The sequence below is a fragment of the Corynebacterium halotolerans genome (assembly GCF_050107895.1).
GTDB classification, from domain to species: domain Bacteria; phylum Actinomycetota; class Actinomycetes; order Mycobacteriales; family Mycobacteriaceae; genus Corynebacterium; species Corynebacterium halotolerans_B.
Map to the genome: position 1 here is coordinate 65,970 of NZ_JBNILW010000014.1, position 21,427 is coordinate 87,396.

General features: G+C 64.8%; 24 protein-coding genes. 10 read left to right on the forward strand and 14 right to left on the reverse strand.

The annotated features are described in order from the left end of the window. Positions 1 to 2: 2 nt before the first annotated feature. From ACQCVD_RS12885 to ACQCVD_RS12895, 3 genes are all read right to left on the reverse strand, one after another. Positions 3 to 1,622, reverse strand: a complete 1,620-nt coding sequence (locus tag ACQCVD_RS12885; RefSeq protein WP_426824169.1) for an ABC transporter permease — start codon at positions 1,620 to 1,622, stop codon at positions 3 to 5. Between the two features lie 7 nt (positions 1,623 to 1,629). After that, positions 1,630 to 2,697 carry an ABC transporter substrate-binding protein gene (locus ACQCVD_RS12890; protein WP_426824205.1) on the reverse strand — a complete coding sequence of 356 codons (1,068 nt, stop codon included), beginning with the start codon at positions 2,695 to 2,697 and terminating at the stop codon, positions 1,630 to 1,632. A gap of 665 nt (positions 2,698 to 3,362) precedes the next feature. Beyond that, positions 3,363 to 3,584 (reverse strand): hypothetical protein, encoded by a 222-nt coding sequence (locus tag ACQCVD_RS12895; RefSeq protein WP_426824170.1) that lies wholly within the window; start codon positions 3,582 to 3,584, stop codon positions 3,363 to 3,365. Between the two features lie 259 nt (positions 3,585 to 3,843). On the opposite strand from ACQCVD_RS12895, the gene ACQCVD_RS12900 reads away from it, so the two are divergent. The 3 genes from ACQCVD_RS12900 to ACQCVD_RS12910 all read left to right on the forward strand — a co-directional run bounded on the left by ACQCVD_RS12900 (position 3,844) and on the right by ACQCVD_RS12910 (position 5,707). Then, a complete protein-coding gene (locus tag ACQCVD_RS12900) occupies positions 3,844 to 4,341 on the forward strand; it encodes a DinB family protein (protein ID WP_426824171.1) in 498 nt (165 codons plus the stop codon). Positions 4,342 to 4,445: 104 nt separating this feature from the next. Beyond that, a complete protein-coding gene (locus ACQCVD_RS12905) occupies positions 4,446 to 4,868 on the forward strand; it encodes a carboxymuconolactone decarboxylase family protein (protein WP_426824172.1) in 423 nt (140 codons plus the stop codon). After that, on the forward strand, positions 4,865 to 5,707 hold the full coding sequence (locus ACQCVD_RS12910; RefSeq protein ID WP_426824173.1) for a sigma factor-like helix-turn-helix DNA-binding protein: 843 nt from the start codon (positions 4,865 to 4,867) through the stop codon (positions 5,705 to 5,707). Before ACQCVD_RS12905 ends, ACQCVD_RS12910 begins: the two co-directional genes overlap by 4 nt. A 34-nt stretch (positions 5,708 to 5,741) precedes the next feature. Here ACQCVD_RS12910 and ACQCVD_RS12915 read toward each other — a convergent pair whose 3' ends face one another. Then, positions 5,742 to 7,070, reverse strand: a complete 1,329-nt coding sequence (locus ACQCVD_RS12915; RefSeq protein ID WP_426824174.1) for a M20/M25/M40 family metallo-hydrolase — start codon at positions 7,068 to 7,070, stop codon at positions 5,742 to 5,744. Positions 7,071 to 7,294: 224 nt separating this feature from the next. Here ACQCVD_RS12915 and bioB point away from each other — a divergent pair, with 224 nt between their 5' ends. Further along, positions 7,295 to 8,302, forward strand: a complete 1,008-nt coding sequence (bioB, locus tag ACQCVD_RS12920; RefSeq protein ID WP_426824175.1) for a biotin synthase BioB — start codon at positions 7,295 to 7,297, stop codon at positions 8,300 to 8,302. Between the two features lie 14 nt (positions 8,303 to 8,316). After that, positions 8,317 to 8,571 (forward strand): hypothetical protein, encoded by a 255-nt coding sequence (locus ACQCVD_RS12925; RefSeq protein WP_426824206.1) that lies wholly within the window; start codon positions 8,317 to 8,319, stop codon positions 8,569 to 8,571. Positions 8,572 to 8,630: 59 nt separating this feature from the next. Here the strand turns inward: ACQCVD_RS12925 and ACQCVD_RS12930 are convergent, their stop codons facing one another. Then, on the reverse strand, positions 8,631 to 9,431 hold the full coding sequence (locus ACQCVD_RS12930) for a metal-dependent hydrolase (protein ID WP_426824176.1): 801 nt from the start codon (positions 9,429 to 9,431) through the stop codon (positions 8,631 to 8,633). Between the two features lie 190 nt (positions 9,432 to 9,621). After that, positions 9,622 to 10,119, reverse strand: coding sequence for a hypothetical protein (locus ACQCVD_RS12935; protein ID WP_426824177.1), 498 nt, complete (start codon positions 10,117 to 10,119; stop codon positions 9,622 to 9,624). Between the two features lie 147 nt (positions 10,120 to 10,266). Here ACQCVD_RS12935 and ACQCVD_RS12940 point away from each other — a divergent pair, with 147 nt between their 5' ends. The 5 genes from ACQCVD_RS12940 (at position 10,267) to ACQCVD_RS12960 (ending at position 14,109) form a co-directional block, all read left to right on the forward strand. Then, the gene (locus tag ACQCVD_RS12940) at positions 10,267 to 10,674 is read left to right on the forward strand and encodes a YciI family protein (protein WP_426824178.1); all 408 of its coding nucleotides are present in this window, start codon (positions 10,267 to 10,269) and stop codon (positions 10,672 to 10,674) included. 3 nt (positions 10,675 to 10,677) lie between these two features. Beyond that, positions 10,678 to 11,115, forward strand: a complete 438-nt coding sequence (locus ACQCVD_RS12945; RefSeq protein WP_426824179.1) for a tautomerase family protein — start codon at positions 10,678 to 10,680, stop codon at positions 11,113 to 11,115. 29 nt (positions 11,116 to 11,144) lie between these two features. Continuing rightward, positions 11,145 to 11,621 (forward strand): nucleoside deaminase, encoded by a 477-nt coding sequence (locus tag ACQCVD_RS12950; RefSeq protein ID WP_426824180.1) that lies wholly within the window; start codon positions 11,145 to 11,147, stop codon positions 11,619 to 11,621. A gap of 437 nt (positions 11,622 to 12,058) precedes the next feature. Further along, positions 12,059 to 13,219, forward strand: coding sequence for an FAD-dependent monooxygenase (locus tag ACQCVD_RS12955; RefSeq protein WP_426824181.1), 1,161 nt, complete (start codon positions 12,059 to 12,061; stop codon positions 13,217 to 13,219). Positions 13,220 to 13,341: 122 nt separating this feature from the next. After that, positions 13,342 to 14,109 carry an IclR family transcriptional regulator gene (locus ACQCVD_RS12960; RefSeq protein ID WP_426824182.1) on the forward strand — a complete coding sequence of 256 codons (768 nt, stop codon included), beginning with the start codon at positions 13,342 to 13,344 and terminating at the stop codon, positions 14,107 to 14,109. Between the two features lie 279 nt (positions 14,110 to 14,388). Here the strand turns inward: ACQCVD_RS12960 and ACQCVD_RS12965 are convergent, their stop codons facing one another. The 8 genes from ACQCVD_RS12965 to ACQCVD_RS13000 are packed head-to-tail and all read right to left on the reverse strand — an operon-like array spanning position 14,389 to position 21,425. Beyond that, complete coding sequence (locus ACQCVD_RS12965) at positions 14,389 to 15,462, reverse strand: Rieske 2Fe-2S domain-containing protein (protein WP_426824183.1); 1,074 nt, start codon at positions 15,460 to 15,462, stop codon at positions 14,389 to 14,391. 7 nt (positions 15,463 to 15,469) lie between these two features. Further along, complete coding sequence (locus tag ACQCVD_RS12970) at positions 15,470 to 15,685, reverse strand: recombinase-like helix-turn-helix domain-containing protein (RefSeq protein WP_426824184.1); 216 nt, start codon at positions 15,683 to 15,685, stop codon at positions 15,470 to 15,472. Between the two features lie 47 nt (positions 15,686 to 15,732). Next, positions 15,733 to 16,728 (reverse strand): PDR/VanB family oxidoreductase, encoded by a 996-nt coding sequence (locus ACQCVD_RS12975; protein WP_426824185.1) that lies wholly within the window; start codon positions 16,726 to 16,728, stop codon positions 15,733 to 15,735. 4 nt (positions 16,729 to 16,732) lie between these two features. Further along, positions 16,733 to 18,436: a thiamine pyrophosphate-binding protein gene (locus ACQCVD_RS12980; RefSeq protein WP_426824186.1), complete on the reverse strand. Its 1,704-nt coding sequence runs from the start codon at positions 18,434 to 18,436 to the stop codon at positions 16,733 to 16,735. After that, positions 18,429 to 19,211 carry an SDR family oxidoreductase gene (locus ACQCVD_RS12985; protein WP_426824187.1) on the reverse strand — a complete coding sequence of 261 codons (783 nt, stop codon included), beginning with the start codon at positions 19,209 to 19,211 and terminating at the stop codon, positions 18,429 to 18,431. The genes ACQCVD_RS12980 and ACQCVD_RS12985 overlap by 8 nt, the downstream gene beginning before the upstream one ends. A 49-nt stretch (positions 19,212 to 19,260) precedes the next feature. Further along, positions 19,261 to 20,007, reverse strand: coding sequence for an SDR family NAD(P)-dependent oxidoreductase (locus ACQCVD_RS12990; protein WP_426824188.1), 747 nt, complete (start codon positions 20,005 to 20,007; stop codon positions 19,261 to 19,263). Positions 20,008 to 20,012: 5 nt separating this feature from the next. Further along, on the reverse strand, positions 20,013 to 20,543 hold the full coding sequence (locus ACQCVD_RS12995; RefSeq protein WP_426824189.1) for a cupin domain-containing protein: 531 nt from the start codon (positions 20,541 to 20,543) through the stop codon (positions 20,013 to 20,015). A 12-nt stretch (positions 20,544 to 20,555) separates the two neighbouring features. Next, positions 20,556 to 21,425: an alpha/beta fold hydrolase gene (locus ACQCVD_RS13000; RefSeq protein WP_426824190.1), complete on the reverse strand. Its 870-nt coding sequence runs from the start codon at positions 21,423 to 21,425 to the stop codon at positions 20,556 to 20,558. Between the last annotated feature and the right edge of the window lie 2 nt (positions 21,426 to 21,427).

Genomic DNA, 21,427 nt, shown 5'->3' on the forward strand with positions numbered 1-21,427 from the left:
GTCTATCGGGCGGTATTGGGGCTGCGCACCGTGAGTGCGAGGGCGATGATGCCGATGGTCGCGAACATCAGGGACAGGGCGGAGGCCTGGTTGTAGTCGCCGGCCTGCTGCAGGTTGAACACCTGCACCCCCAGGGTGGTGGTTCCCGGTGAGACCAGCAGCACGGAGACGGTCAATTCGCGCACGGCGGTGACGGCCACGAGAACGGCTCCCGAGATCGCGGCGGGGATCGCCATCGCGCCCGTGGTGTCCAGCAGCGAACGAAGCCGCCCGGCGCCGCTGATCTGGGCGGCTTCCTCCACGGCCAGCGGGGTCTGGCGCAGCGGTGCCCGCACGGCCTGCAGCACCAGGGCGGTGAACGCGCAGACATAGGCGCCCAGGATCACCCAGCCGGTATTGTAGATGCCGGTGTAGCGGCCCAGAATCAGCCAGCCGACACCGATGATCAGCCCCGGCAGGGCAGTAGGTAACAGCACCACCAGCGTCATGGGGGTGTTCTCCCAGGCTCGGGTCCGGGTGACCAGGACGCCGATCAACCAGCCCAGCACACCGCAGACCACTGCGGCACCGCCCGCCAGGACCACGGAGTTGCTGAAGCCGTCGATGGTACGGGGGTTGGACAGGGCATCGTGGAAATTGCTCAGCCCGATAGTGCCCAGTGTGAACGGCACGCCCGGGGCCGGCAGCAGCGAGCGGTAGGCCAACCCCAGAATCGGCAGCAGGGTCACCGCCAGGCCCAGTACCCAGGCGAGGAGCGTGACCGGGCCACGGGCGCGGCCGAGCTCAAAGCGCAGGGCATTTCCGGTGTGCTGCAGTTTCGTGCCCGACCACAGGGAAACGGCGTGATCGGCGACGACTGCGGCGATCCCCAGGAACAACAGCACGACGCCGAGGGTGGAGACCACCTGCAGGGGGTTCGGTACGGTACCGGAGTTCATGAAGCGGTAGATCATCGTCGCCAGCGTCTCGAAGCGCGCGGGCGATCCCAGCAGCGCCGGAATGCCGAAGTCCGCGAGGTTGGCCACCGCGGTGAGCGTGAAGGAACTGAGCAGCGCCGGGCGCAGCAACGGCAGGGTGACCGTGCGCAGCACCGTGAACGTGCCTGCCCCGGAGACCCTCGCCGCCTGCTCGAGGTCCGCCGGGATCGAGCGCAGGGCGGCCGCGACGATCACGTAGACGATCGGATAGGAGTGCAGGATCAGCAGGAAGATCACGCCGTCGCCGCCGTAGATGTCCCAGATCTGCGTACCGAAGACCCGCTCGAAAGCTCGGTTGAGTCCCTGGTTAGGGCTGAACAGCTGCAGCCAGGCAATCGCGCCGATGAACGGGGGGATCAGCAGCGGGGAGAGCAGGAACAGCCGTAGTACGCCTGTGCCACGGGCATCCGTGCGGTCCAGCAATAGGGCGGTGGCGGTGCCCACGATCACCGCGCCCACCGCTGAGAGAACGGTGGTGTACGCGGAATTCCACACGGCAGTGCCCAGGCCCTGATCCAGCAGGACCGGGACCTGGTTGCCACCGAGTGCCAGGCCGACCACCAGTGCCATCGGTGAGATGAACAGGCCGAGGACGATCAGCCACAGGCCCAGCCGGAAACCGGTGAGGGTGTTGAAGAACTGCATGAGGGGGTCAGTTCATCGCGGACTGGAACAGCTCCACGGCGGCGTCCTTGTCCTCGGTCACCTGCTGCAGATCCGGGGTCATCAGCGGGACCTCGGACAGCTCCGGGGTGTCTTCCGGGGTGCCCACATCCTCGCGGACCGGCAGGTAGTTCTGCTCGACGGCGATCTGCTGGCCCTCCTCGGAGAGCAGGAAGTTGATGTAGCGCTCCGCAGCCTCCTTATTGTCCGAGTCCTCGAATACGCCGGCCGGTTCGGTGATGTAGGGCGCACCCTCTTCCGGGTAGATGGTGGCGATCGGGGAGCCTTCCATGGCCAGGTCACGGACCAGGTAGTCCACGACCACGCCGATCGGATGACCGCCGCCGGCGATCTCCTGAGAGGTCGGTCCATTGGACTGCGCGATCATCGGGGTGTTCTCGCCCAGGGCGTTTATCCAGTCCTCGCCGAGCTCCTCGTTGTTCTTCCACACCGAGGCGTTGAAGGCCGCGGCACCGGAGACGGCCGGATCCGGCATGACCAGCTGGTCGGCGAACTTCGGGTCAGCCAGATCGGCCCAGGACTGCGGCAGGTCTCCCTCATCCACGATCTCGGTGTTGTAGGCGAGGACGGTGGGGATGATGCGGGTGCCCACGTACTGGTTCTCCTCGTCGAGGGCTTCATCGATCAGCGCACCGGTGTCCACGTCCTGCAGCTCGGCGAGGTCACCCTCGGCGGCGTAGGTCTTGAAAGTGGGGGCGTCCGCGGCCCAGAGGATGTCAGCACCGATATCGCCTGACTCCTTTTCCGCGGCGATTCGCGCATTCAGATCGCCGGTGCCGGCGCGGTAGACCTCCACCTTGATGTCCGGGTTGGCTTCCATGAAGGCGGTGTTGATCTCATCGACCTTGCCCTCGGGCTCCGAGGTGTAGACGGTGATCGTGGTGGTCTCCTCGGCGGCGGAATCACCGGTGGTGGCGGCGGTGTCCGACTCGGTTGGCTCAGCGCAGGCCGCCAAAGCCAGGACAGAGACTCCGGCAACCGCGAAGGCGAGGGTGGCCCGGCGGCGGGAGTGGCTCAGCAGGTGGGAGGTGCTGATCATGACGGTGTTCCCTTTCAGGCAGGACATCTTTTACGAAGAAATTAAATCGTGCCATGAAAGTGCCCGAGCCGCAGCGCGAACAGATGAGATTCTGGGTGTTTGTGGAGGTGCGGGGTTGGTGGGTTGTTTCGGGGCGTCAGGTTGTAGGGGTGTTGTGTGGGTGGGGTGCTCCGGGGCACCGGGGTGCTCTGGAGTGTCGGACTGCTCTGGGTCATCGGTCGGGTGACAGTGTTGCAGGAGTTTTGTGTCAGTTTCGGGTGACAAAACTGACATGTTTCTTTGGCAGCAGTGTCACCCGCTCACACAGGTAATGTTCAGCGGGGCGGGGACCGGGGAAAAAGGGGCGTTTCGGGACGTCAGGACTATCGGGGTGCTCCGGGTCATCGGGCTGCTCTGGGTCATCGGGCGGGTGACAGCGTTGCAGGAGCTTTGTGTCAGTTTCGGGTGACAAAACTGACATGTTTCTTTGGCAGCAGTGTCACCCGCTCACACAAGTAGTGCTCAGCGGGGCGGGGACCGGGGAAAAGGGGGCGTTTCGGGACGGCTACTACGAAGGGAAATGGCCGCTGCTAAAAGCACACTCCGCACCCGCTAAAAGCGCACTCCGCCCCGGGCCGCTTTTGGCGCCCGGGGCGGAGTGGTGGGACAGGGTAGCGCCGCGGCTACTTCTGCAGGCGGTCGAGGAGCAGCTGCTTGCCCTGCTCGCCGGCCTTGAGGTTGCTCTGCTGAATCTTGCGGAACCACTCGGCGAGTTCGTTGTCGCCGTTCTTCTCGGCGTCGGCGATGTACTCGTCCACTGTCCAGGCCATCTCCAGGGAGGACTTCAGGATGGCGATCAAGTCGAAGTTGGCGTCTTTCACGGGGCTCTGGGGTTCGTTGGTCATGATCTTTCCTCTCTTAAGGGGTGAGAGTGTGCGTTCGGACCTTAACTGCCAAAACTTACGTGGCATGCCCCACAGTATGGGCGAGCCCAGAACCATGCAATGTTCTGCATGGTTCTTCATGTGGGAAAGGATGTCAGTGAGAGGGTGAAGGCGATGTAAGGGGGTTATCCGTGCAGCTCAGTGCGCTCCAGTTGGGGGAAGTAGCCACGGCAGGGACCGATTTCTGCAGAAACCCCGGAAAGGGCGGACAATGGCGCCCATGAACACCATCGAGCTTTTTCAGGACCTGGCGAAGCGGCCCGTCGAGGCCGCGAAGAACCTCCCCGCGTTGACCGCCGAGCAGCTCAATGCTCATCCGGACAGCCACCCCAACTCGATCGCCTGGCTGTTGTGGCACTCCGGCCGTGAGGTGGACGTTCAACTCGAGGCACTCACGGACAAGCCGCAGATGTGGGAGGACTACCGCGACAAGTTCAGTCTCGGTGAGATCGGCGACTCCCTTGGCCTGGGCCACACCGCGGAACAGGCCGCCCAGATTCAGGTGGGCGATCAAGAGCTGCTCGTTGATTACCTCGAGTCCACGCTCAACGCCCTCAACGAGTACGCGGGAACGCTGTCAGAATCGGACTTCGGCGAGATCATCGATCATGACTGGGACCCGCCCGTCACCCGCGGGGCGCGGTTGATCTCCATCGTCGATGACGCCATCCAGCACGTCGGCCAAGCGGCGTACGCAGCGGGAGCGCTGACGCAGTAACTGGTTCTCAGCAGCGGTTTGTCACAGGTTCCGGGGCCGAATCGTCTCCCTGTCACCAGGGTCCGATGAAGATCACGGATCCGCCCCGGACAAGGAGAAACGCCATGAGCGAGCTCAACCTGATGAAGACCCACAAACGCCTCTACGCCGCGGCCGGCGCTCTGGAACTGGCCACCGGTAGCCTGCCCAAGAAGGACAAGCTCCTGGTCAAGCTCCGCGGTTCCTTCGAAAACGGTTGTCGCTTCTGCATCGACATGCACTCCAGGGAGGCCCTCAAACAGGACTTCGGCCAGACGTGGATCGACGCGATCCAGGCGTGGCCGGAGACCCGCGGACAGTTCGACGAACGCGAGAATCTCGTCCTGGAGTTCACTACCGCCGGCACCCGCCTCAGCGACCGGGACTTCGACGTCACCCTGCAGGAACGCGTCATCGCGGAACTGGGGGAGAAGACCACCGGGGATCTGATCGGCGCGATCACGGCGATCAACATGTGGAATCGGATCGGCGTACTGTCACAGAAATGACGGACCGGAACGAGCTATGGCTGGCCCAGCGGCCGCGCCTGCTCGCGATCGCCTACAACATCCTCGGTACTTGGGCGGACGCCGAGGACGCCGTCTCCGAGTCCTGGCTGCGGTTGCAGTCGCAGAACGCGCTTGACGACATCCCGGCCTGGCTCACCGTGGTTACCTCCCGGATCGCCCTGGACACCGCCACCTCCGCGGCGCGCGCCCGCACCGATTACGTGGGACCGTGGTTGCCGGAGATCGTGACTTTTACCGGTCCCGGTCCAGAGGAACAAGCCGTCCTGCAGGAAGCCGTGGACCTGGCGCTGGTCCGGATGCTCCAGCAGCTTGACCCCGTTGCCCGGGTGATCCTGGTGCTGGCCGATGTCTTCGACGTGCCCTTCAAGGATATCGCCCAGGTGGTGGGCAGCACCCCGGCCGCCACCCGGCAGCGGGCTTCTCGGGCGCGAAAGACGTTGGGGTCAGCGGAGGAGACGCCGAGTCGGGTGATCGCCGCCGCGGAACTGGAGCAGTTGGCGGGAGCCCTGGGTGACGGTGACCTGGCGGCACTGACTGAGTTGCTCTCGGAGGGCTGCGTGCTCTGGACCGATAGCGGCGGACTGACCCGGGCTGCCCGGCGTCCCGTTTTAAGCGCGGAAAAGGTCACGCGCTTCCTGGCCGGGATCATCGGCAGATTCGGGATGCCGGAGTTGGTGGTGGAACCTGCCGTGGGTGGGGCGGTACTCCGGGCGACCTCCCCCGACATGACGCGGATGGTGGTACTCGAAGTAGCCGAAGGGCAGGTGACCGGGGTGCAGATCCAGCAGAATCCGGGGAAGGTGCGGCAGGTCAGGTAGCGGTCAGTGGGCTGCCGCATAGGGGCAGCCGGTGTCAGGCCCCCACGAACTTGCCCACCAGCGACCGGTAGGCCTTGACCGTTAAGTCCAGGTCCTCCAGGTGCAGGTGCTCGTCGTGGCTGTGCAGCTGGGCGAACACGTCGGCCAGGCTGCGTTCCTTCGCGTGCAGTGCGAAGCCGTAGCCCACGCCACCGAGACGTCGGCCGAAGCGCAGGTCGGAGCCGCCGGCGGAGATCGTCGGGATCACCGGCACGCCGGGGAAGAATTCGTTGAAGGTCTCCACGATGGCGTCGTAAAGCGGGCCGTCCGTGGTGGATACCGTCGCCGGCTCGGAGATGAGCCGCTCTATGCGCACCTCGTCCGCCAGGTCTCCGAGACCCTCCTTGAGGATTTCGTCCACGTCATCATCGGTGGTGCCGGGCAGAGGGCGGACGTCCAGCTCCAGATAGCCACTGGAGGGTAGCACGTTGATGGCACCGCCGGCCTTGCTCACGGTCTGCGCGATGGTCAGGTGGCTCATGGAGTAGGAATAGGCCGCCAGTCGGCCGAACTTCTCATAGGCCGTCGGATCGGTGCCCTCCAGCAGGGCTTTTTCGGTGACCTCGTCGAAACGGAAGGCCTCCACGTAGGTGTGCCAGAGCTCGCTGCCGGAGACCTTCGGCTTGATCGCAGCGATCCGGCGGGCGATCTCACCGAGCTTGACCACGGTGAAGTCCTTGCCGAAGGGCGTGGAGCCGTGGCCGGCGTCGCCGTGGACGTGCAGCCGGCGCTGCGCGGCGCCCTTCTCGCCGACGACGATCACCAGGGCGTCGGAACCGTCGGTGATCGGCAGGTGGGAACCACCGGTCTCGGAGAGGGTGTTGCGCCAGCTGAAGGCGTCGGGACGGTTTTCGGAGAGCCACTTGCCGCCGAGGCCGCCGCGGGCCTCTTCATCCGCGATGCCCACGAACGTCAACGTGCCCTTCGGGCGGCCGTTGCGGGCGATCTCGCGGGTGACGGCGGCCATGGAGGCCGTGATGAAGAGCATGTCCATGGTGCCCCGGCCGTAGATGCGGCCGTCGATGATCTCCGCGCCGTGCGGGTCCTTGGACCAGTGGTTGATGTCCACGGGGACGACGTCCGTGTGTCCGAGCAGGGTGAGCGGCTCAGCGGTCTCGTCGGTGCCGGGGATGGTGAAGGCGATGGACACCCGACCCGGATGCGGTTCAAAGCGTTCGACCTCGACGTTTTCCGTGCCGGCGAAGAACTCCGCCAGGGTGTCGGCGTTGCGGAACTCCTCGCCGGAATCGGCGGTGAGGTCGTTGACGCAGGCGTTGCGCACCATGGTCTGGAGCAGTTCGAGAGTGTCGTCGTAGAGGGTCATGCCGGAAAAATCGCCTTTCAGTCGCTTAACGACTCCACTGTAGGCGAGCGGGGATGAGGCGACCTGGGCGGCGGTTCGGGGCAGGGGTCCCCTGGACGAACAGAGCGAAGCAACCACGTCTTACTGAACACTGTTCAACGATCTGCGGTAGCATTGATCGGACCCCATTGAACACTGTTCAATTGTCATCTGGAACACGCCTAAATTTGAGAAGGAAACCTCCCATGCCCCAGCCCGCCACCGATATCCTCGCTCTCGCCCGCACCAAGGTCCTGGACCGCGGGGCCGGCCTCACCGAAGCCGAGCTGCTGGAGATCCTCACCCTGCCGGATGAGCAGGTTCCGGACCTGCTGCAGCTCGCCCACGAGGTGCGGGTGAAGTGGTGCGGCGAGGAGGTTGAGGTGGAGGGCATCATCTCCCTGAAGACGGGCGGCTGTCCCGAGGACTGCCATTTCTGTTCGCAATCCGGCCTCTTCGAGTCTCCGGTACGTTCCGTGTGGTTGGACATCGCCGAGCTGGTGGAGGCTGCCAGACAGACCGCGAAGACCGGCGCCACGGAATTCTGCATCGTCGCCGCGGTGAAAGGTCCCGACGAGCGACTGATGAAGCAGCTGGAAGAGGCCGTCGCGGCGGTCCACGCCGAGGTGGACATCCAGGTGGCGGTCTCGGTGGGCACGCTGACCCCCGAGCAGGTCGAGCGGCTCGCCGCGGCCGGAGTGCACCGCTACAACCACAACCTGGAAACCGCCCGCTCCTTCTTCCCGGAGGTGGTGACCACCCACACCTGGGAGGAGCGTCGCGCCACCCTGGACCTGGTGCGGCAGGCCGGGCTGGAGGTCTGCTCGGGCGGGATCGTCGGAATGGGTGAAACCCTTGCGCAGCGCGCGGAGTTCGCCGCCCAGCTGGCTGAGGTGGAACCGGCGGAGGTGCCGATGAACTTCCTGGATCCGCGCCCCGGCACCCCCTTCGCCGGCTATCCGGTCATGGAAGCAGCGGATGCGCTACGCACCATCGGCGCCTTCCGGCTGGCGCTGCCGAACACCACCCTTCGCTTCGCGGGTGGCCGGGAGCTGGCGCTCGGCGACGAGGGTGCGGAGCAGGGGCTCCTAGGCGGGATGAACGCCATCATCGTGGGCAATTACCTGACCACACTGGGCCGCCCCATGGAGGAGGACCTGGACATGATGGGTCGGATGCAGCTGCCCATCAAGGCACTCAACTCGGCGGTGTGACCGTGAACCACAAGGTGCTGACCGACTCCCACGAACTCGCCGAGTCGGTGCTCGGCGGGGCCACGCCGCGCTTCCATCCCCACACCGGCCAGGAGCTTGCCGACGCCCCGGTGATCCGGCTCTCGCCCTCAACCCGCGCCGGGCTGGAGGCACCCCGGTACTGCCAGCTCTGCGGCCGACGCCTGGTGGTGCAGGTTCGCCCCGATGGATGGCGGGCCAGCTGCTCCCGGCACGGCGAGCTGGATTCGGTGTACCTGGACCGGCGCTGACAGCGGCGACGCCCCGCGCGCCGGGTGGGGCGGGCGGGGCGTCGAGAAGCACGGGTGTGTTAGCGGCCGGTCAGCTCCGTCAGGAGGGCGGCGATGTCTCCGGAGGCCAGCAGGGAGATCTGTGCGACCACCAGGGCGGAGAAGGCCGTGAGCAGTAGCTTGTCCCCGGCGCCGCCGGCGGTGATGCTCAGGAACTTCGGCAGCTGGAACTTTCCCCAGCGTTTCCCGCGGAAGTAGATCAGGGGGGCCAGGATGGGGACGCCCTGTTTGGTGGCCATGTCGCCGACGATGTGGGTGAGGCATCCCACCGCCACCGCCGAACCCAGCACCAGACCGAAGGAATCCGAGGGGATGAAGTACCAGGCTCCATAAGCCAGGGCAGCGGACACGGCGGTCAGCACCAGCCAGTCCGCTTTCTTCGACCACTCCGGTAATAGCCCGCGGAGGGCCAGGCCCAACAGTACGAACAGCAGGCCGATCACGGCAGGCTTGCCGTACGTCCCGATCAGAGCGGTGGCGGCCACCCCGGTGGCGAGCGCGAACCACACCGTGTGGGTCAGGGTGCGGTGGCCGTTGCGGCACTTCGGGTCCTTCTTCGCGCGGGTGAAATTCACGAATCCCTGGGCGGTGTTCTCCACCGTCCGGGAGAGGAACTGGCTGATCGGACCGAAGGATCGGGAGACCGTGGCCTGTGGGGAGTCCAGATCCGGCAGAAGCGCTGCTCCAGCCGCGAGTCCCGCATAGAGGAAGGTTTCCTGGACGGTACTCACCCCGCCCCACTGCTCGGGCAGCAGCTGAGCCACGGCCAGGCCGACGGCCGCGCCACTCATCGCATGCGTCGGTCCCATGACCACAGACATCACTTCCTTCCCGGGTCTATAACTGTGCCATGAGAATACGACACGGATCGAACGATTGTTCCAACGGGGTGTCCGTGGCTGGTCGTGATGGGCCGGGGAGAAAAGTGATGCCCGGAATCATGTGCCGCGGAAGGGTGGTGCCTACCGATGTGGACGGGGCGGGTGCCGCGGCGCCACCAAGCGCTGCGGGCTACACGAATGGGGCGTTGAGGACCCGGGCGCGTGCCACCAGATCCATGATGGTGGCGTGGAAGTTGGTGAACAACAGGCTGATGAACTGCACGAAGATCAGCCATCCCAGGTCCGCGTCCGGAGCCCAGAACCACACGAGCCCGGCCACGAGCAGCCAGGAGTTGCGGGCGATGACGAACACCAGCCGATCAGCGCCGGCGCGCTCCCGGCCCAGGCCATCCCGGTAGGAGACCCGGAGGTTCGACATCTTCTTGGCGAGGGTGCAGCCGAAGAAGTACTCGCCGATCACCCGGTAGATCCCGAGGGCCGTCATGAAGCCCAGCTGATTGGTCAGGTCGGGCACCGGAAACGCCCACATTACGGAAATGAGGATCAGACTGAGCAGCAGGGAATCGAACCAGAAGGAGACACCGCGGGCGATGAGGCCGCCCCGTTCCGGATGGGGATCCGGTTCCGCGCCGAGGGGTTCCGGACGGGAGGGTTCCGGCGTGGACATGTCCCGGCCCCCTTCGTGGCTTTGTGGCACGGATGCTTCCGCGTGGCCGAGGGTATCGGCCCGTGGTGGGAAAGGCCAGAGCGTATTCACGTGAGATTCTCAGGACCAATTGTGCCTTACATCACTTCTCCGTCATAGTCTCGAAACATGAGCTGCTATCTATTGTCTGTGTACCACCCCGATGGCGTGCACGAGCGTGAGTTCGGGGCCTATGAAACCGCCGCCGACATGGAAGCGGCCTTCGCCCGTGTCGCCGAGTTCAACGCCTCTCTGAGCAACGCCGGGCTCCTGGAGTTCGCGGCCGGTCTCGGGGCACCGATCACCGCAGTCACCGTCGACCCCGACGGGGCCCTGTCCAGCGGTCCCGGCTTCGCCGCCGAGAAATACCTGGGCGGCTTCTGGGTCATCCGGGTCGCCGATGACGGCACCGCCACCCGCATCGCCGCTGAGGCAGCGGCGGCCTGCGGTCAGGCCGTGGAGGTCCGGGGACTGGCGGGGGAGGATGACGAGGAGATCGCCGTCAACGGGTCCGAGGGACTGTGGGAGAGGGTGTGAGCAATGCCCACCTACACCTGCTGGTCCCACCGTGGCGTGCTCTCGCCAGGTGACCGGGAGCGGGTCGCCACCGCCGTCACTGAGGCGCACCACGAGGTCGCCCGTGCCCCGCGCTACCTGGTCCAGGTGCTCTTTGCTGAGGTCGAGGAGGGAAGTCACTTCATCGCCGGGAGGTCGGCTCCGGCCGGGCAGGTGTGGATCCGGGGTGATGTCCGCGAGGGCCGCACCGTCGAACAGCGTTGGGAGCTGCTGCTCCGGCTGACCGGGGAGGTGGCGGAGATCCTGGGGCTCCCGGCGGAACTGGTGTGGGTTTACCTCAATGAGATTCCCGGTGCCAACATGACAGAGTACGGCCGGGTGCTGCCGGTGGTGGGGGAGGAGTCGGAGTGGTTCGCCGCTCTGCCGGCAGATCTGCAACGCCGACTCCGCGATCTGGAATAGCCCATGGGGTTCTATGTCAGGATGGGGGCATGATCACGGATATGGACCTGATGCACCTGCGCAACTGCGTCGCCCTGGCGGAACAGGCGCTGGAGGGTGGTCACAGCCCCTTCGGTTCGGTGCTGGCCAACAATTCCGGCGAGGTGCTCTATGCGGACCATAACCGGGACGGGGAGGGTGACCGCACCCGGCACCCGGAATTCGCCATCGCCCGCTGGGCCACCGCCCACCTGTCCTCCGACGAGCGGGTGAGCTCGGTGGTCTACACCTCGGGCGAGCATTGCCCGATGTGCTCGGCCGCCCACGCCTGGGCGGGTCTGGGGCGCATTGTCTACGTCAGCTCCGCGGAGCAGCTGAGTCAGTGGCTCGCCGAATTCCGGGTGCCGGGACCGCCGACGGCTGCTCTACCGATCACCCAGGTAGCTCCGGGGCTGCAGGTGGAGGGTCCGGTGCCGGAGTTGGTTCCGGCGGTCAAGGAGCTGCAGCGCCGATACTACTTCGGGTGAGGCTGGGGCAGTGCCGGGGTAGTGGCCACTCGGCATCGCCGGGTCCTGTGTTTCCGGGGACCTGGGACGAAAGTTGCCGACCCGACTTCCCGGAACGTCCTCGCCCGGCCGGATGTCATGTCGGGCCTTCTGTGGCCGAGCGTGCGCAGCGACGGCTCCTTCTCATTGATCCGGCCTCGTGTGTGTAGGGGAGTCAGGGGCCGGGGTCCTGTAGCTGGGACTGGTAGGACGCGGAGCACTCCATAGAACGGGCCAGTCTCGGGTCCTTGCCGGACCGTTCCGCATCTTCTTCGCCGACGATTCTCAAGCGTGGAGCCGCGAATGCTCCCTTCACTGATTTTGCAGGGCGAAAACCGTTGTTTCGGAGAGAATTGTGACCTAGGATTCCCATTATCATGAACAACTTGTTCAAATATGAACACTATGGAGGGGCAGACATGCTTTCTATTGGGATTTGCGGTGCAGGTATCGGTGGGCTCGTTGCAGGCATCGCGTTGCGGCGGATGGGGCATGAGGTCACCATTTTTGAACAGGCCCCGCAGTTCGCTCGGGTGGGAGCGGACATCAACCTCACCCCGAACGCGGTGCGGGCGTTGGATGAGTTGGGGGTCGGCGAGGGGATCCGTGAGTCGGCGGCCCGCCCGACCCACCGCATCAGTCGGATGTGGGACACCGGTGAAGAAACCTCCAGGCTGGAAATGTCACAGCGGGCCGAAGAGCAATACGGTGCCCCGCAACTGACGATGCATCGCGCGGATCTCCTCAAGGAGCTCGAAAATGCAGTGCCAGGAGAGTGCATCAGACTCGGGCACAAACTACAGGTCGTGGACCAGGTCAACGGTGAAGTCCACCTTGAGTTCGGGAACGGGGCCAAGGAACGGGTAGACGTTCTCATCGGCGCGGATGGAATCCACTCTGCTGTGCGGACGTCGATCTTCGGGCCGGAGAACCCGACCTTCACCGGCGTGGTCGCCTACCGTTCCGTCGTTCCCGCGGAACGGCTGGTTGGCCTTCCCAATCTCGATGCCTTCACCAAGTGGTGGGGTTCCGATCCTGACACCCAGATCGTCACCTTTCCCCTGAACCGTGGCAAGGACATCTTCATCTTCGCGACAACTCCACAGGAGAGCTGGACCGAAGAATCCTGGACCAGGCCCGGCAGCGTTGCAGAGCTTCGCGCCGCATATACGGACTTCCATCCGGAGGCCCGCCAATTGCTCGAGGCCTGCGATTCGGTATTGGCGTCCGCGCTCTACGTCCGTGATCCGCTTCCGGAGTGGAGCAGGGGAGCCGTGACTCTGCTGGGTGATGCCTGCCATCCCATGATGCCGTTCATGGCCCAGGGAGCGGGACAAGCCATTGAGGATGCAGTTGTGCTGGCCCGCCACCTGGAGGGGGCTGAAAGGTCCACGGTGAGCGCCGCTCTTCAGGCGTATGAGGAGTCACGCCGGGAGCGCACTGCACAGATCCAGCTCGGCAGTCGTGCCAACTCCTGGCTCAAAGAAGGGGGCAACGCAGACTGGGTCTATGAATATGATGCCTGGTCTGTTCCGCTGTACAGTGACGTCACGGCCGGGGAACAGGTGTCAGCACGGTAAAACCATCTCACGGTTCTTCCTGGTTGTTTCCTCAACCAGGAAGAACGGTGGGATCTTCTCGTCGCGCCAGATGTTCCGGATGGCAATCCCACATCATGTAACGATCTGAATGAACAGGTGCCATGTCTCCAGGTGCAACGCCAGATTCACCCGCGGCGCGGGCTTTTCGTCTTCTGCAGCATGTTGCCGCGGGAGGACAGACAGCAAACTTGAGTGAGCTCGCCAGGGAAACGGGAATCAGTCGGGTCACCGGAATGCGGCTGCTCGCCGAGCTAGAGGGGGAAAAGATGCTCGAGCAGCGACCCGGAGGTGGGCACCGCCTGGGGGTGGAATTTCTCAAACTAGCTGCTGTGGCCCTCAGTGAAGAAAACCTGTCGAAGTTGAGCCAACGGGTTATCACCCGGCTCAGTGAGGTTCTGCAGTTGTCCGCCTATCTCGTGCTTCCACAGGACGACAAAGTGTTGTATCTGCTTCGAGAGGTCCCCCAGAATCGTCTGGTCAGTAATGTCTCCGTCGGTAGTCTGGTCCCTGCTCATTTAACAACGCCGGGTCGGGCGTTGCTTTCGCAGCATTCTGAGCAGGAACTTCGTGATCTGCTTGGTCAGGAGCCGTTGGAAGTGACGACCGAGAACAGTCCTGCGACCTATGCGTCGCTCGCTGAGTTGCTTGATCTGGACCGGACCCGAGGGTGCGCCTGGAGTCATGGCGGCTTCGAGCCGGGTATCGACTCGTGCGCTGCACCTGTCCTGGGTTCCGCGGGTGAGCCGATCGCGGCTATCAGCGTCGCAGGGCCTTCCGCATTGTTTACTCCCGAGTTCATGACGCTGACCCAACAGGAGGTCATTGCCGCAGCGGATGATTTGACGGTCATGCTCAACGGAGTTGCTTGAGAGCAGGCGTTGAACATGTGCACAGCTGGGACTGTCACCGCGCCCAGAAAACGTCGGCGCGTTCCTGCGTTCGTCGGCTACTGTGTTCAACCCGACTACGCCGCTACCGGCAACAACCGCCCACCGATCTGCCGCAAGCCAGATCAGTGGCATCTTGCACGGATCAGGGTGGCTCTGCCCCGGTCCGGTCATTCGTGGACAAGAGACGAGACGGCCCGTTGAAACACCCGGCAGAGACGTGACCGGCTCTACCGGGTGGGCGCAGGGCATGCTGTGGGGTCAGGAAACCGACACCGGCACCTTCTTGGGGGCGCGCTTTTCCTCCCGGGCGGCAATGATGGTCCTGGCCTGGGTCTTGGCCTGCTTCTTGAACAGTCGGCGCAATCGCATTACACCGAGATCATGCTGGTAGAGGTTTTCCGCGGCGTCCGCGTCCGGGGCCATCGCCTCCAGCATGACGCGGTCCTGTTCCAGCACGTGCCAGTGGCGCGGCTCAAGGGTGGTCTTGTAGAGGAACCGCCAGGTGTCACGCAACCAACCCGAAACCCGGCGATAACGCCAGAAGAAGACCCCACAGGACTTGTCGTCGATCGGGACCACCATGCCGACGATGCCGAAGGCGCCACCAGGGCCGGCGGATTTCGGATAGGGGATGGAAAGATCCACCCAGTCCACGCCGGTGTGGCATAGCTCGACCCAGTCGAAGTTGACTCCCTTCTGATCGGTTTTCTCGAAGAAGAAGCCCCGGTCGGATTCGCGGATCTGGAACTTCGCCTGGGTGTCTCCCTCCGCCATGGAGTGTGATTCATGGTGGAGGAAAGTACCGTGCATGGGATCCAGCAGGTTCTCCAGACCGAACCGCCAGTTGGAGTCCCATTCGGCGTAACACAGGAACGAGGAGATCTCTTCGTCCATCAGCGGATCCGGCATGATCAACTCTGCGGGCTCATCATCGGGATTGAGACCGAACCAGGCCATGATCGCGCCCGAGTGCTCCCGTACGACCGGAGCGCTGACCAGCCGCTGCCCCTCAATGGAACAGCCCGGCATGCCCGGCACGGAGACCACGGTGCCTTCGCCGTCGACCTGGACGCCGTGGTACTTGCAGCCCACACGGTCACCCAGATGGGTGCCCTGACTCAGCGGTGCACCACGGTGCGGGCAACGGTCCTCCAACATGCTGACGTCGCCGTTGGACTTGCGGAAGAGGATCCAGTCCTGGCCGAGACGGCGCAGGCGCTTGATCTCCCCCCGCTCCACGAAATGGGAGGGGCAGATCGCGTACCAGCGGTCACGGAGGCCGTTGGTGTAGAGGAATTCCTCGTTCAGTTCGGGGGTGTAGAGATTAGCCATTGTTCTGTCACTTTCCCAGTCGGGCCATTTCGGCGGTGAAATTTTCCACGGTCCAGGGTTCACCCTCCGGTCCGGGGACATCGAGCTCGTTGAGACCGGCGGCCAGTTGCTCCGGGGCTTGCGCCCCGTTAGTGAACACCTGCTCAATGGCGTTCGCGAGCTGCAGCTCATAGGTGTTCGGTGCACCCTCCCGGGACTGGGTGGGCTGGAGATAGAGAGACACGGGATCGTCCTTTCGCAGTGATTTCGTTTCAGCGGGTGAGACTGAAGTCAGATTTCGAGTTCAAGCAGATCGCTCTTGCAACGGGACACACAGAGCAGCATCGTTTCCCCGGATTCCTGCTCCTCAGAGGACAGAAGGGAATCGCGATGGTCCGGAAGGCCGCTGAGGACCGTGGTTTCGCAGCTGCCGCAGGTGCCTTCCCGGCAGGAGTTGGGTACAGCGATACCGGCGTTCTCAAGGGATTCCAGGATGGAGACGTCTGCCGGGATGTTGACGGTCACGCCGCTTTCGGAGCAGGCCACGAGGAACTCACGTTCACCATCGGCGGGCGCTTCGATGACCTTCGGGACGAAGCGTTCACAGTGGAAGGTGTTCTTCGGCCAGTCCTGCGAACGGCGTTCGACCTCATCCAGCAGCCCTCCTGGGCCGCAGACGTAGACCTCGTGGCCCCCGGTGTGCGCGTCCTGCAGGATCTCGTCGAGAGCCAAGGGGCCTTCCCGGTCATCGGAGTACAGCGACACCTTGTCACCGAAGACCTCGAGCTCGCGGAGGAACGCCATGTTGCGTCGGCTCCGTCCGCCGTAGTGGAGGGTGAACTCGCGGCCCTGTTGCTCAGCCTGTCGGGCCATCGCCAGGATCGGCGTGATGCCGATGCCGCCAGCGATGAAGATCAGCGGGGTGGTCGAGTCAGAGAGCTCGAAGTTGTTGCGTGGTTCCGAGATGCGGACCTCTTGACCGGGGCGGACGACATCGTGGATCTGGATGGAACCGCCGCGGCTGCTCGGCTCGCGCAATACGCCTATCCGGTAGGAACTGGGGTCTGCGGGGTCGCCGCAGAGCGAGTACTGCCGGAGCAGGCCTGCACCCAGGTCGATGTCGATGTGGGCACCGGGCGTCCAGGCGGGCAACGTATCACCGTGGGGGTGGACCAACTCGAGGGAGAGGACGCCGTCCGATTCGACCCGCATCTGGTGCACGCTGACCGTCAGCGTGCAGGTGGTGTTCAGAGAGCTGGTCTTTTCCGGGGCATGGGTACTAGTCATGACACTATTCCTTTCCAGGGACAGTCACGGGCGGGGTGAAGGCTTGGTTCATGTCGCCGTAGGCGGCGAGATCGACCTCGACGAGGATGGCCTGCCGTGCCGCGACGGCGTCGGCAAGCACCGGCCGCACCGAAGCGCGATCGTCGATGCGTGAGTAGGCGAGGCCGAGGGCACCGGCCAGGCCGGCGAACTCGGGGGTGTGCAGATCCACGGCTGAGCCGGGCTTATCCTGGCCGTGCTGCATGTTGCGCAGCACGCCGTAGCCGCCGTCGTTGAAAACAAGGAGCACGAGCCAGGGATTCTCCTGCGCCAGGGTCAACAGCTCACCGAAATGGACCGCCAGGCCACCGTCGCCGACGATCGCCAGTGTGGGCACGTCCGGATCCGCCAGGGCGGCGCCAAGCGCCATGCCCAGGCCCTGACCGATCCCGCCGCCACGCGGGAAGATATTGCTCTCCGGACGGTGGATCGGCAGCAGCCGGTTGCCCCAGGAGCTGGAGGCGATCGTCACGTCGCGGGCGATCGGCGATCCGGCGGGGAAGACCTCTGCGATGGCGTCGGCGAACTCCTCGTGGTCACCGAGTCCCTCGCGCTGGACGCGGCGGGCCTTTTCCCGCGCGGCGGTGCTTGCCGACGCCCAGTCCGGGTCGCCGCCCAGCTCTGCGGCGTGGGTGAGCAGATAGTTCAGGAAGGCGGTGATATCGCCGGTGACACCTGCGGAGACCGGGTAGACCCGGCCCACTGCCGCGGGATCCTGGTCGACCTGCACGTGGTTGGCAGGCATGGCCACCGAATAGTCGCCGGTTTCATTGGAACGGAAGTGCGTGCCCAGGGTGAGCAGGCAGTCCGCCTCGCCCAGCAGCGCACGGCCGGTCGGGGTGGCACCGTAGTTGCCGATCACCCGCGGGTGATCCTCGGGCAGGCAGCCGCGACCGGAGTTGGAGGTGATCACGCCCACGGGCCACAGTTCGCAGAGCTGGGTCAGTAGCTCGCGGTTCTCCGGGTTGCGGGCGGCACCACCGCCGGCCCAGATGAGCGGGCGCTGTGCTTTCTTCAACTGTTCCAGCGCGGCCGCCAGTTCCTCCTCAGCCGGTGCGACCGGGGTGGCCGGAAGGGGGAGATCCGCCGTGACGCCCGGCCCGCTGACGGAAGCGTACTGCAGGTTGATCGGCCACTCAACGCTGACCGGCCCGCCGACCGCGTCGGTGGCCAACTCAATTGCCCTGCGCAGCACCGGCTCGGCCTCGTCGGCCGTACCGATGCTGAAGGCTGCGCGGGAGACCGCCTGAAGCATGCCCAGCTGATCCTTGGTCTCGTGGATGAAGGCCCGCCCGGAGCCGACGTACCGGCTCTCCACCTGTCCGGTGATGTGCAGGACGGAGGTGGCGGAACTCAGTGACTCGATCAGCGATCCGGCGGCGTTTCCTGCGCCGGTGCCGGTGCTGGTCAGCGCGCAACCGAGCTTGCCACTGGCGCGGGCATAGCCGTCGGCGGCATTGACCGCGGAGGCTTCGTGGCGGACCGGGACGAAGCGCAGCTCCTTGGCCACTTCCTCGACCAAGGGGAGATTGTGCACCGAGATGATGCCGAAGACGGTGTCCACCCCGGCTTCCTTGAGCAGGTGCACCAGCAGCTGGCCACCGTTTTCGTGGGCAGGTGCGTCAGTACTGCCTGGCCGGCTGTGTTCAGAGAGCAAGACATTAGACATAGCGGTTGACTCCTCCGGCGACGTCGATTGAGGTCCCGGTGATGTAGGACGAGACAGGGGACAGTAGGAAGGTGATCAGGGGGGACACTTCATCGGCCCGACCGAAGCGGCCCAGTGCGATGCCGCGGTCGGCGGCGATCTCAGCGGAGTATTCCTCGAAGGTTGCGCCTGAGCCGTCTGCCTCGTAGCGGCGCTGCCACTGACCGGTGTCGACCAGTCCCAGACACACCGAGTTCACCCGGATGCCGTCATCCGCCAACCGGGTGGCCAGGGACTTCGACAGATTCAGCAGGCCAGCGCGGGCGGCGGAGGTGGCCACCAGCTTGGGCTCGGGCTGTTTGGCCAGCACAGCGTTGAGATTGACCATGGACGGGGCCTCGGCATCGGCCATCAGCGGTACCAGGTGGTGCGCGGCATTGAGAACAGGGGCGAACTTCAGGTCCAGTTCGTCGTGCCAGTCCTCGGTGGTCATCTTCTCCAGCGGGCTCATCCGGGAACCGCCGGCGTTGTTGACCACTCCGTCGAGAACCCCGAATTTCTCCGCCACGAGTTGAGCCAGGGCCTTGACCTCCGCACCTTCGCGGACATTACAGCGGGTGGTGGTCACCTGATCGGCGTGTTCAAGACCGGTGATCGCGGCGTCGAGTTTGTCCACGTCTCGGGAGCAGGTGACCACCCGGGCCCCCTCGCGGGTGAGGGCATCGACGGTGGCTAGCCCGATGCCCGAGCTGCCGCCGGTGACGACGACGACCTTTCCTTCAAGTTTGAGATCCATGTTGTTTCCTTCAGTGCTGTGCTGACCACAGGGCAGTCAGGTCCGGGAGTCAGCGGTAAACGAATCCGCCGTTGACGAGAATTTCCTGACCGGTGATGTAGCTGGCTGCCGGACTCACCAGGAAGGTGACTATCCCGACGATGTCCGCCGGCAGTTGTTCCCGCTTCAGTGCCCGCTGGTTCTGGTATTCCAGGTGGCGTTTCTCAGGCACCTCGGCAGCAGACTCGGACACCGTGAGTCCTGGAGAGACAGTGTTGACCGTGATCCCGTGGGGACCGAGGTCGGTGGCGGAAGCGCGGGTCAGGGCCGCGAGGCCGCCTTTGGAGGTGATGTAGTGGGCGAGGTTGGCGGAGCCGTTCGCGGCTGCGTCGGAACCGATGTTGACGATGGTGCCGCCGCCGGAGGAGATCAGCAGCGGAGCCACCGCCCTGGTCATCAGGAATGAGCCGCGGAGATTGACCCCCAGAATCCGGTCCCAGTCCGCCACGGGGATCTCGTGGACGGCATTGCCGCCCACTCCATCCGCCAGGGCGGCACAGTTGACCAGGCCGTGGATGGGGCCGGTTTCCTCCAGCCGGAAGACCAGGCGTTCCACCGACTCCGGACTGGCGATGTCCACCTCAATGGGGCAGGCCTGTCCGCCGGCCTCCCGGATCTCCTCGGCTGTCCGGGTGGCCTGCTCGAGGTTGATGTCGGCTACCCAGCAGTGCCAGCCGAGTTCGGCGACACCGAGGGAAATGGCCTTGCCGAGGCCCCGGCCGGCGCCGGTCACCAGAATCGTCCGCGGGATACTCATGACAATCAGTCCCGGGTGATGCCGTGCATGGCAGAGGACTCGGGGTAGGTCGGTACCTGCGGCTTCTGGGAACCGATGATAACGGCGAAGAGAGCAGGCTTATCGGTGTTGTTTTTCAGGCTGCGGGGGACACCGGCCGGGACCACGATCATGTCCCGGTATCCCAGCGTCCGCTTGACCACCTCGCCGTCACGGTGCACGCCGACCTCGACCTCGCCCTCAAGGACGAAGAAGGCTTCCTCGGCGTCATGGTGGGTGTGCTCCGGACCAACGGCGCCTGCCGGCAGCAGCATGTTCGAGAAGGTGAAACCCCGAGATTTGATGGTGCGGTTGTCCCCCTCGTGGTTGCCGGTGGCCCCGGAACCGACGTAGCGGATCTGGGCCCGGGCGAATTCGTCGCCGGCCTTGGTCTGGAACGCCAGGGTGTCCCAGTCTTCGTGGCGGGAGTCCTTGGTCAGAATCAACGAGTTGGTGAATTCCGCCAGGTCCGAGGTTTCGTAGTTGAGCTCGGTGGTCTTGGTATCGATGTTGGACATGGTGTGTTCCTTTCAGGAGAGGGCCGACTGGAATGCCAGTGGCCGGGAATTGGTGAAGTGTGCGGTTGCCCCCATGCGTTCGGAGATGAGGGCGAAAGAGGCGACCCAGGAGTTGAAGTTCTCCGGAGACTCCCAGTTGGTCAGATGACCGGCGTCCTTGACTTCCACCCCGACAGCTCCGTGGATGCCGGAGATGAGCGGGACAGCAGCAGGGTGCCCGGTTATCCGGTCTTTTTCTCCCCAGATCACCAGGGTGGGCTGGGAGATCTTTGCCAGATCCGGGGTGTGGTCGGTTTCCGCCATGGACTCCGCGGCGTCGCCGTAGCCCGGCAGTCGGATGGACTGCGCCATCAGTTCGACCGCCGCCTGTTGCACCGGTTCCGGGGCGGTGTCCGCCACCAGGCGAGGTGCCCGCTGGGCGGCGAACATTGAAGCGCCGTGCTGCTCCAGCTGGCCGGGGCGGGCCGACATCGCCTCGGCCTGCTCCGGGGTGGCACCGGAACCGACCGTGGACGACCCGAGCACCAGGCTGCGGACCAGTTCCGGGTGCCGTAGTGCAAGCCGGGTGGCGATGACTCCGCCCCAGGACATTCCGACGACATGGGCACCGTCGGGGAAGGAATCCTGGATGCACTCGGCCGCGAGATCCGCGAAATCGTCCATCCGCAGGTTTTCGACAGCGTCCTCGGAACGTCCGTAACCCGGTGCGTCCCAGGCCACCACGTGGAAGTCGGGGCCGAGCTCAGACAGCTGCGGGAGGAAGATCTCGCCGGAACTGCCGATGCCGTGGAGCAGAAAGACGGGGATACCCTGCCCGCTCTCCGTGAGATTGATCCCGTGGGGGCCCTCTCTCACGGAGGGGATCTGATTGAACTCCGACATGG

Bases quoted from the DNA above. Each gene is read 5' to 3' on its own strand.
- ACQCVD_RS12885 (WP_426824169.1), bottom strand. From the start codon at position 1,622: ATGCAGTTCTTCAACACCCTCACCGGTTTCCGGCTGGGCCTGTGGCTG.
- ACQCVD_RS12895 (WP_426824170.1), bottom strand. From the start codon at position 3,584: ATGACCAACGAACCCCAGAGCCCCGTGAAAGACGCCAACTTCGACTTG.
- ACQCVD_RS12900 (WP_426824171.1), top strand. From the start codon at position 3,844: ATGAACACCATCGAGCTTTTTCAGGACCTGGCGAAGCGGCCCGTCGAG.
- ACQCVD_RS12905 (WP_426824172.1), top strand. From the start codon at position 4,446: ATGAGCGAGCTCAACCTGATGAAGACCCACAAACGCCTCTACGCCGCG.
- ACQCVD_RS12910 (WP_426824173.1), top strand. From the start codon at position 4,865: ATGACGGACCGGAACGAGCTATGGCTGGCCCAGCGGCCGCGCCTGCTC.
- ACQCVD_RS12915 (WP_426824174.1), bottom strand. From the start codon at position 7,070: ATGACCCTCTACGACGACACTCTCGAACTGCTCCAGACCATGGTGCGC.
- bioB (WP_426824175.1), top strand. From the start codon at position 7,295: ATGCCCCAGCCCGCCACCGATATCCTCGCTCTCGCCCGCACCAAGGTC.
- ACQCVD_RS12930 (WP_426824176.1), bottom strand. From the start codon at position 9,431: ATGTCTGTGGTCATGGGACCGACGCATGCGATGAGTGGCGCGGCCGTC.
- ACQCVD_RS12935 (WP_426824177.1), bottom strand. From the start codon at position 10,119: ATGTCCACGCCGGAACCCTCCCGTCCGGAACCCCTCGGCGCGGAACCG.
- ACQCVD_RS12940 (WP_426824178.1), top strand. From the start codon at position 10,267: ATGAGCTGCTATCTATTGTCTGTGTACCACCCCGATGGCGTGCACGAG.
- ACQCVD_RS12945 (WP_426824179.1), top strand. From the start codon at position 10,678: ATGCCCACCTACACCTGCTGGTCCCACCGTGGCGTGCTCTCGCCAGGT.
- ACQCVD_RS12950 (WP_426824180.1), top strand. From the start codon at position 11,145: ATGATCACGGATATGGACCTGATGCACCTGCGCAACTGCGTCGCCCTG.
- ACQCVD_RS12955 (WP_426824181.1), top strand. From the start codon at position 12,059: ATGCTTTCTATTGGGATTTGCGGTGCAGGTATCGGTGGGCTCGTTGCA.
- ACQCVD_RS12960 (WP_426824182.1), top strand. From the start codon at position 13,342: ATGTCTCCAGGTGCAACGCCAGATTCACCCGCGGCGCGGGCTTTTCGT.
- ACQCVD_RS12965 (WP_426824183.1), bottom strand. From the start codon at position 15,462: ATGGCTAATCTCTACACCCCCGAACTGAACGAGGAATTCCTCTACACC.
- ACQCVD_RS12975 (WP_426824185.1), bottom strand. From the start codon at position 16,728: ATGACTAGTACCCATGCCCCGGAAAAGACCAGCTCTCTGAACACCACC.
- ACQCVD_RS12980 (WP_426824186.1), bottom strand. From the start codon at position 18,436: ATGTCTAATGTCTTGCTCTCTGAACACAGCCGGCCAGGCAGTACTGAC.
- ACQCVD_RS12985 (WP_426824187.1), bottom strand. From the start codon at position 19,211: ATGGATCTCAAACTTGAAGGAAAGGTCGTCGTCGTCACCGGCGGCAGC.
- ACQCVD_RS12990 (WP_426824188.1), bottom strand. From the start codon at position 20,007: ATGAGTATCCCGCGGACGATTCTGGTGACCGGCGCCGGCCGGGGCCTC.
- ACQCVD_RS12995 (WP_426824189.1), bottom strand. From the start codon at position 20,543: ATGTCCAACATCGATACCAAGACCACCGAGCTCAACTACGAAACCTCG.
- ACQCVD_RS13000 (WP_426824190.1), bottom strand. From the start codon at position 21,425: ATGTCGGAGTTCAATCAGATCCCCTCCGTGAGAGAGGGCCCCCACGGG.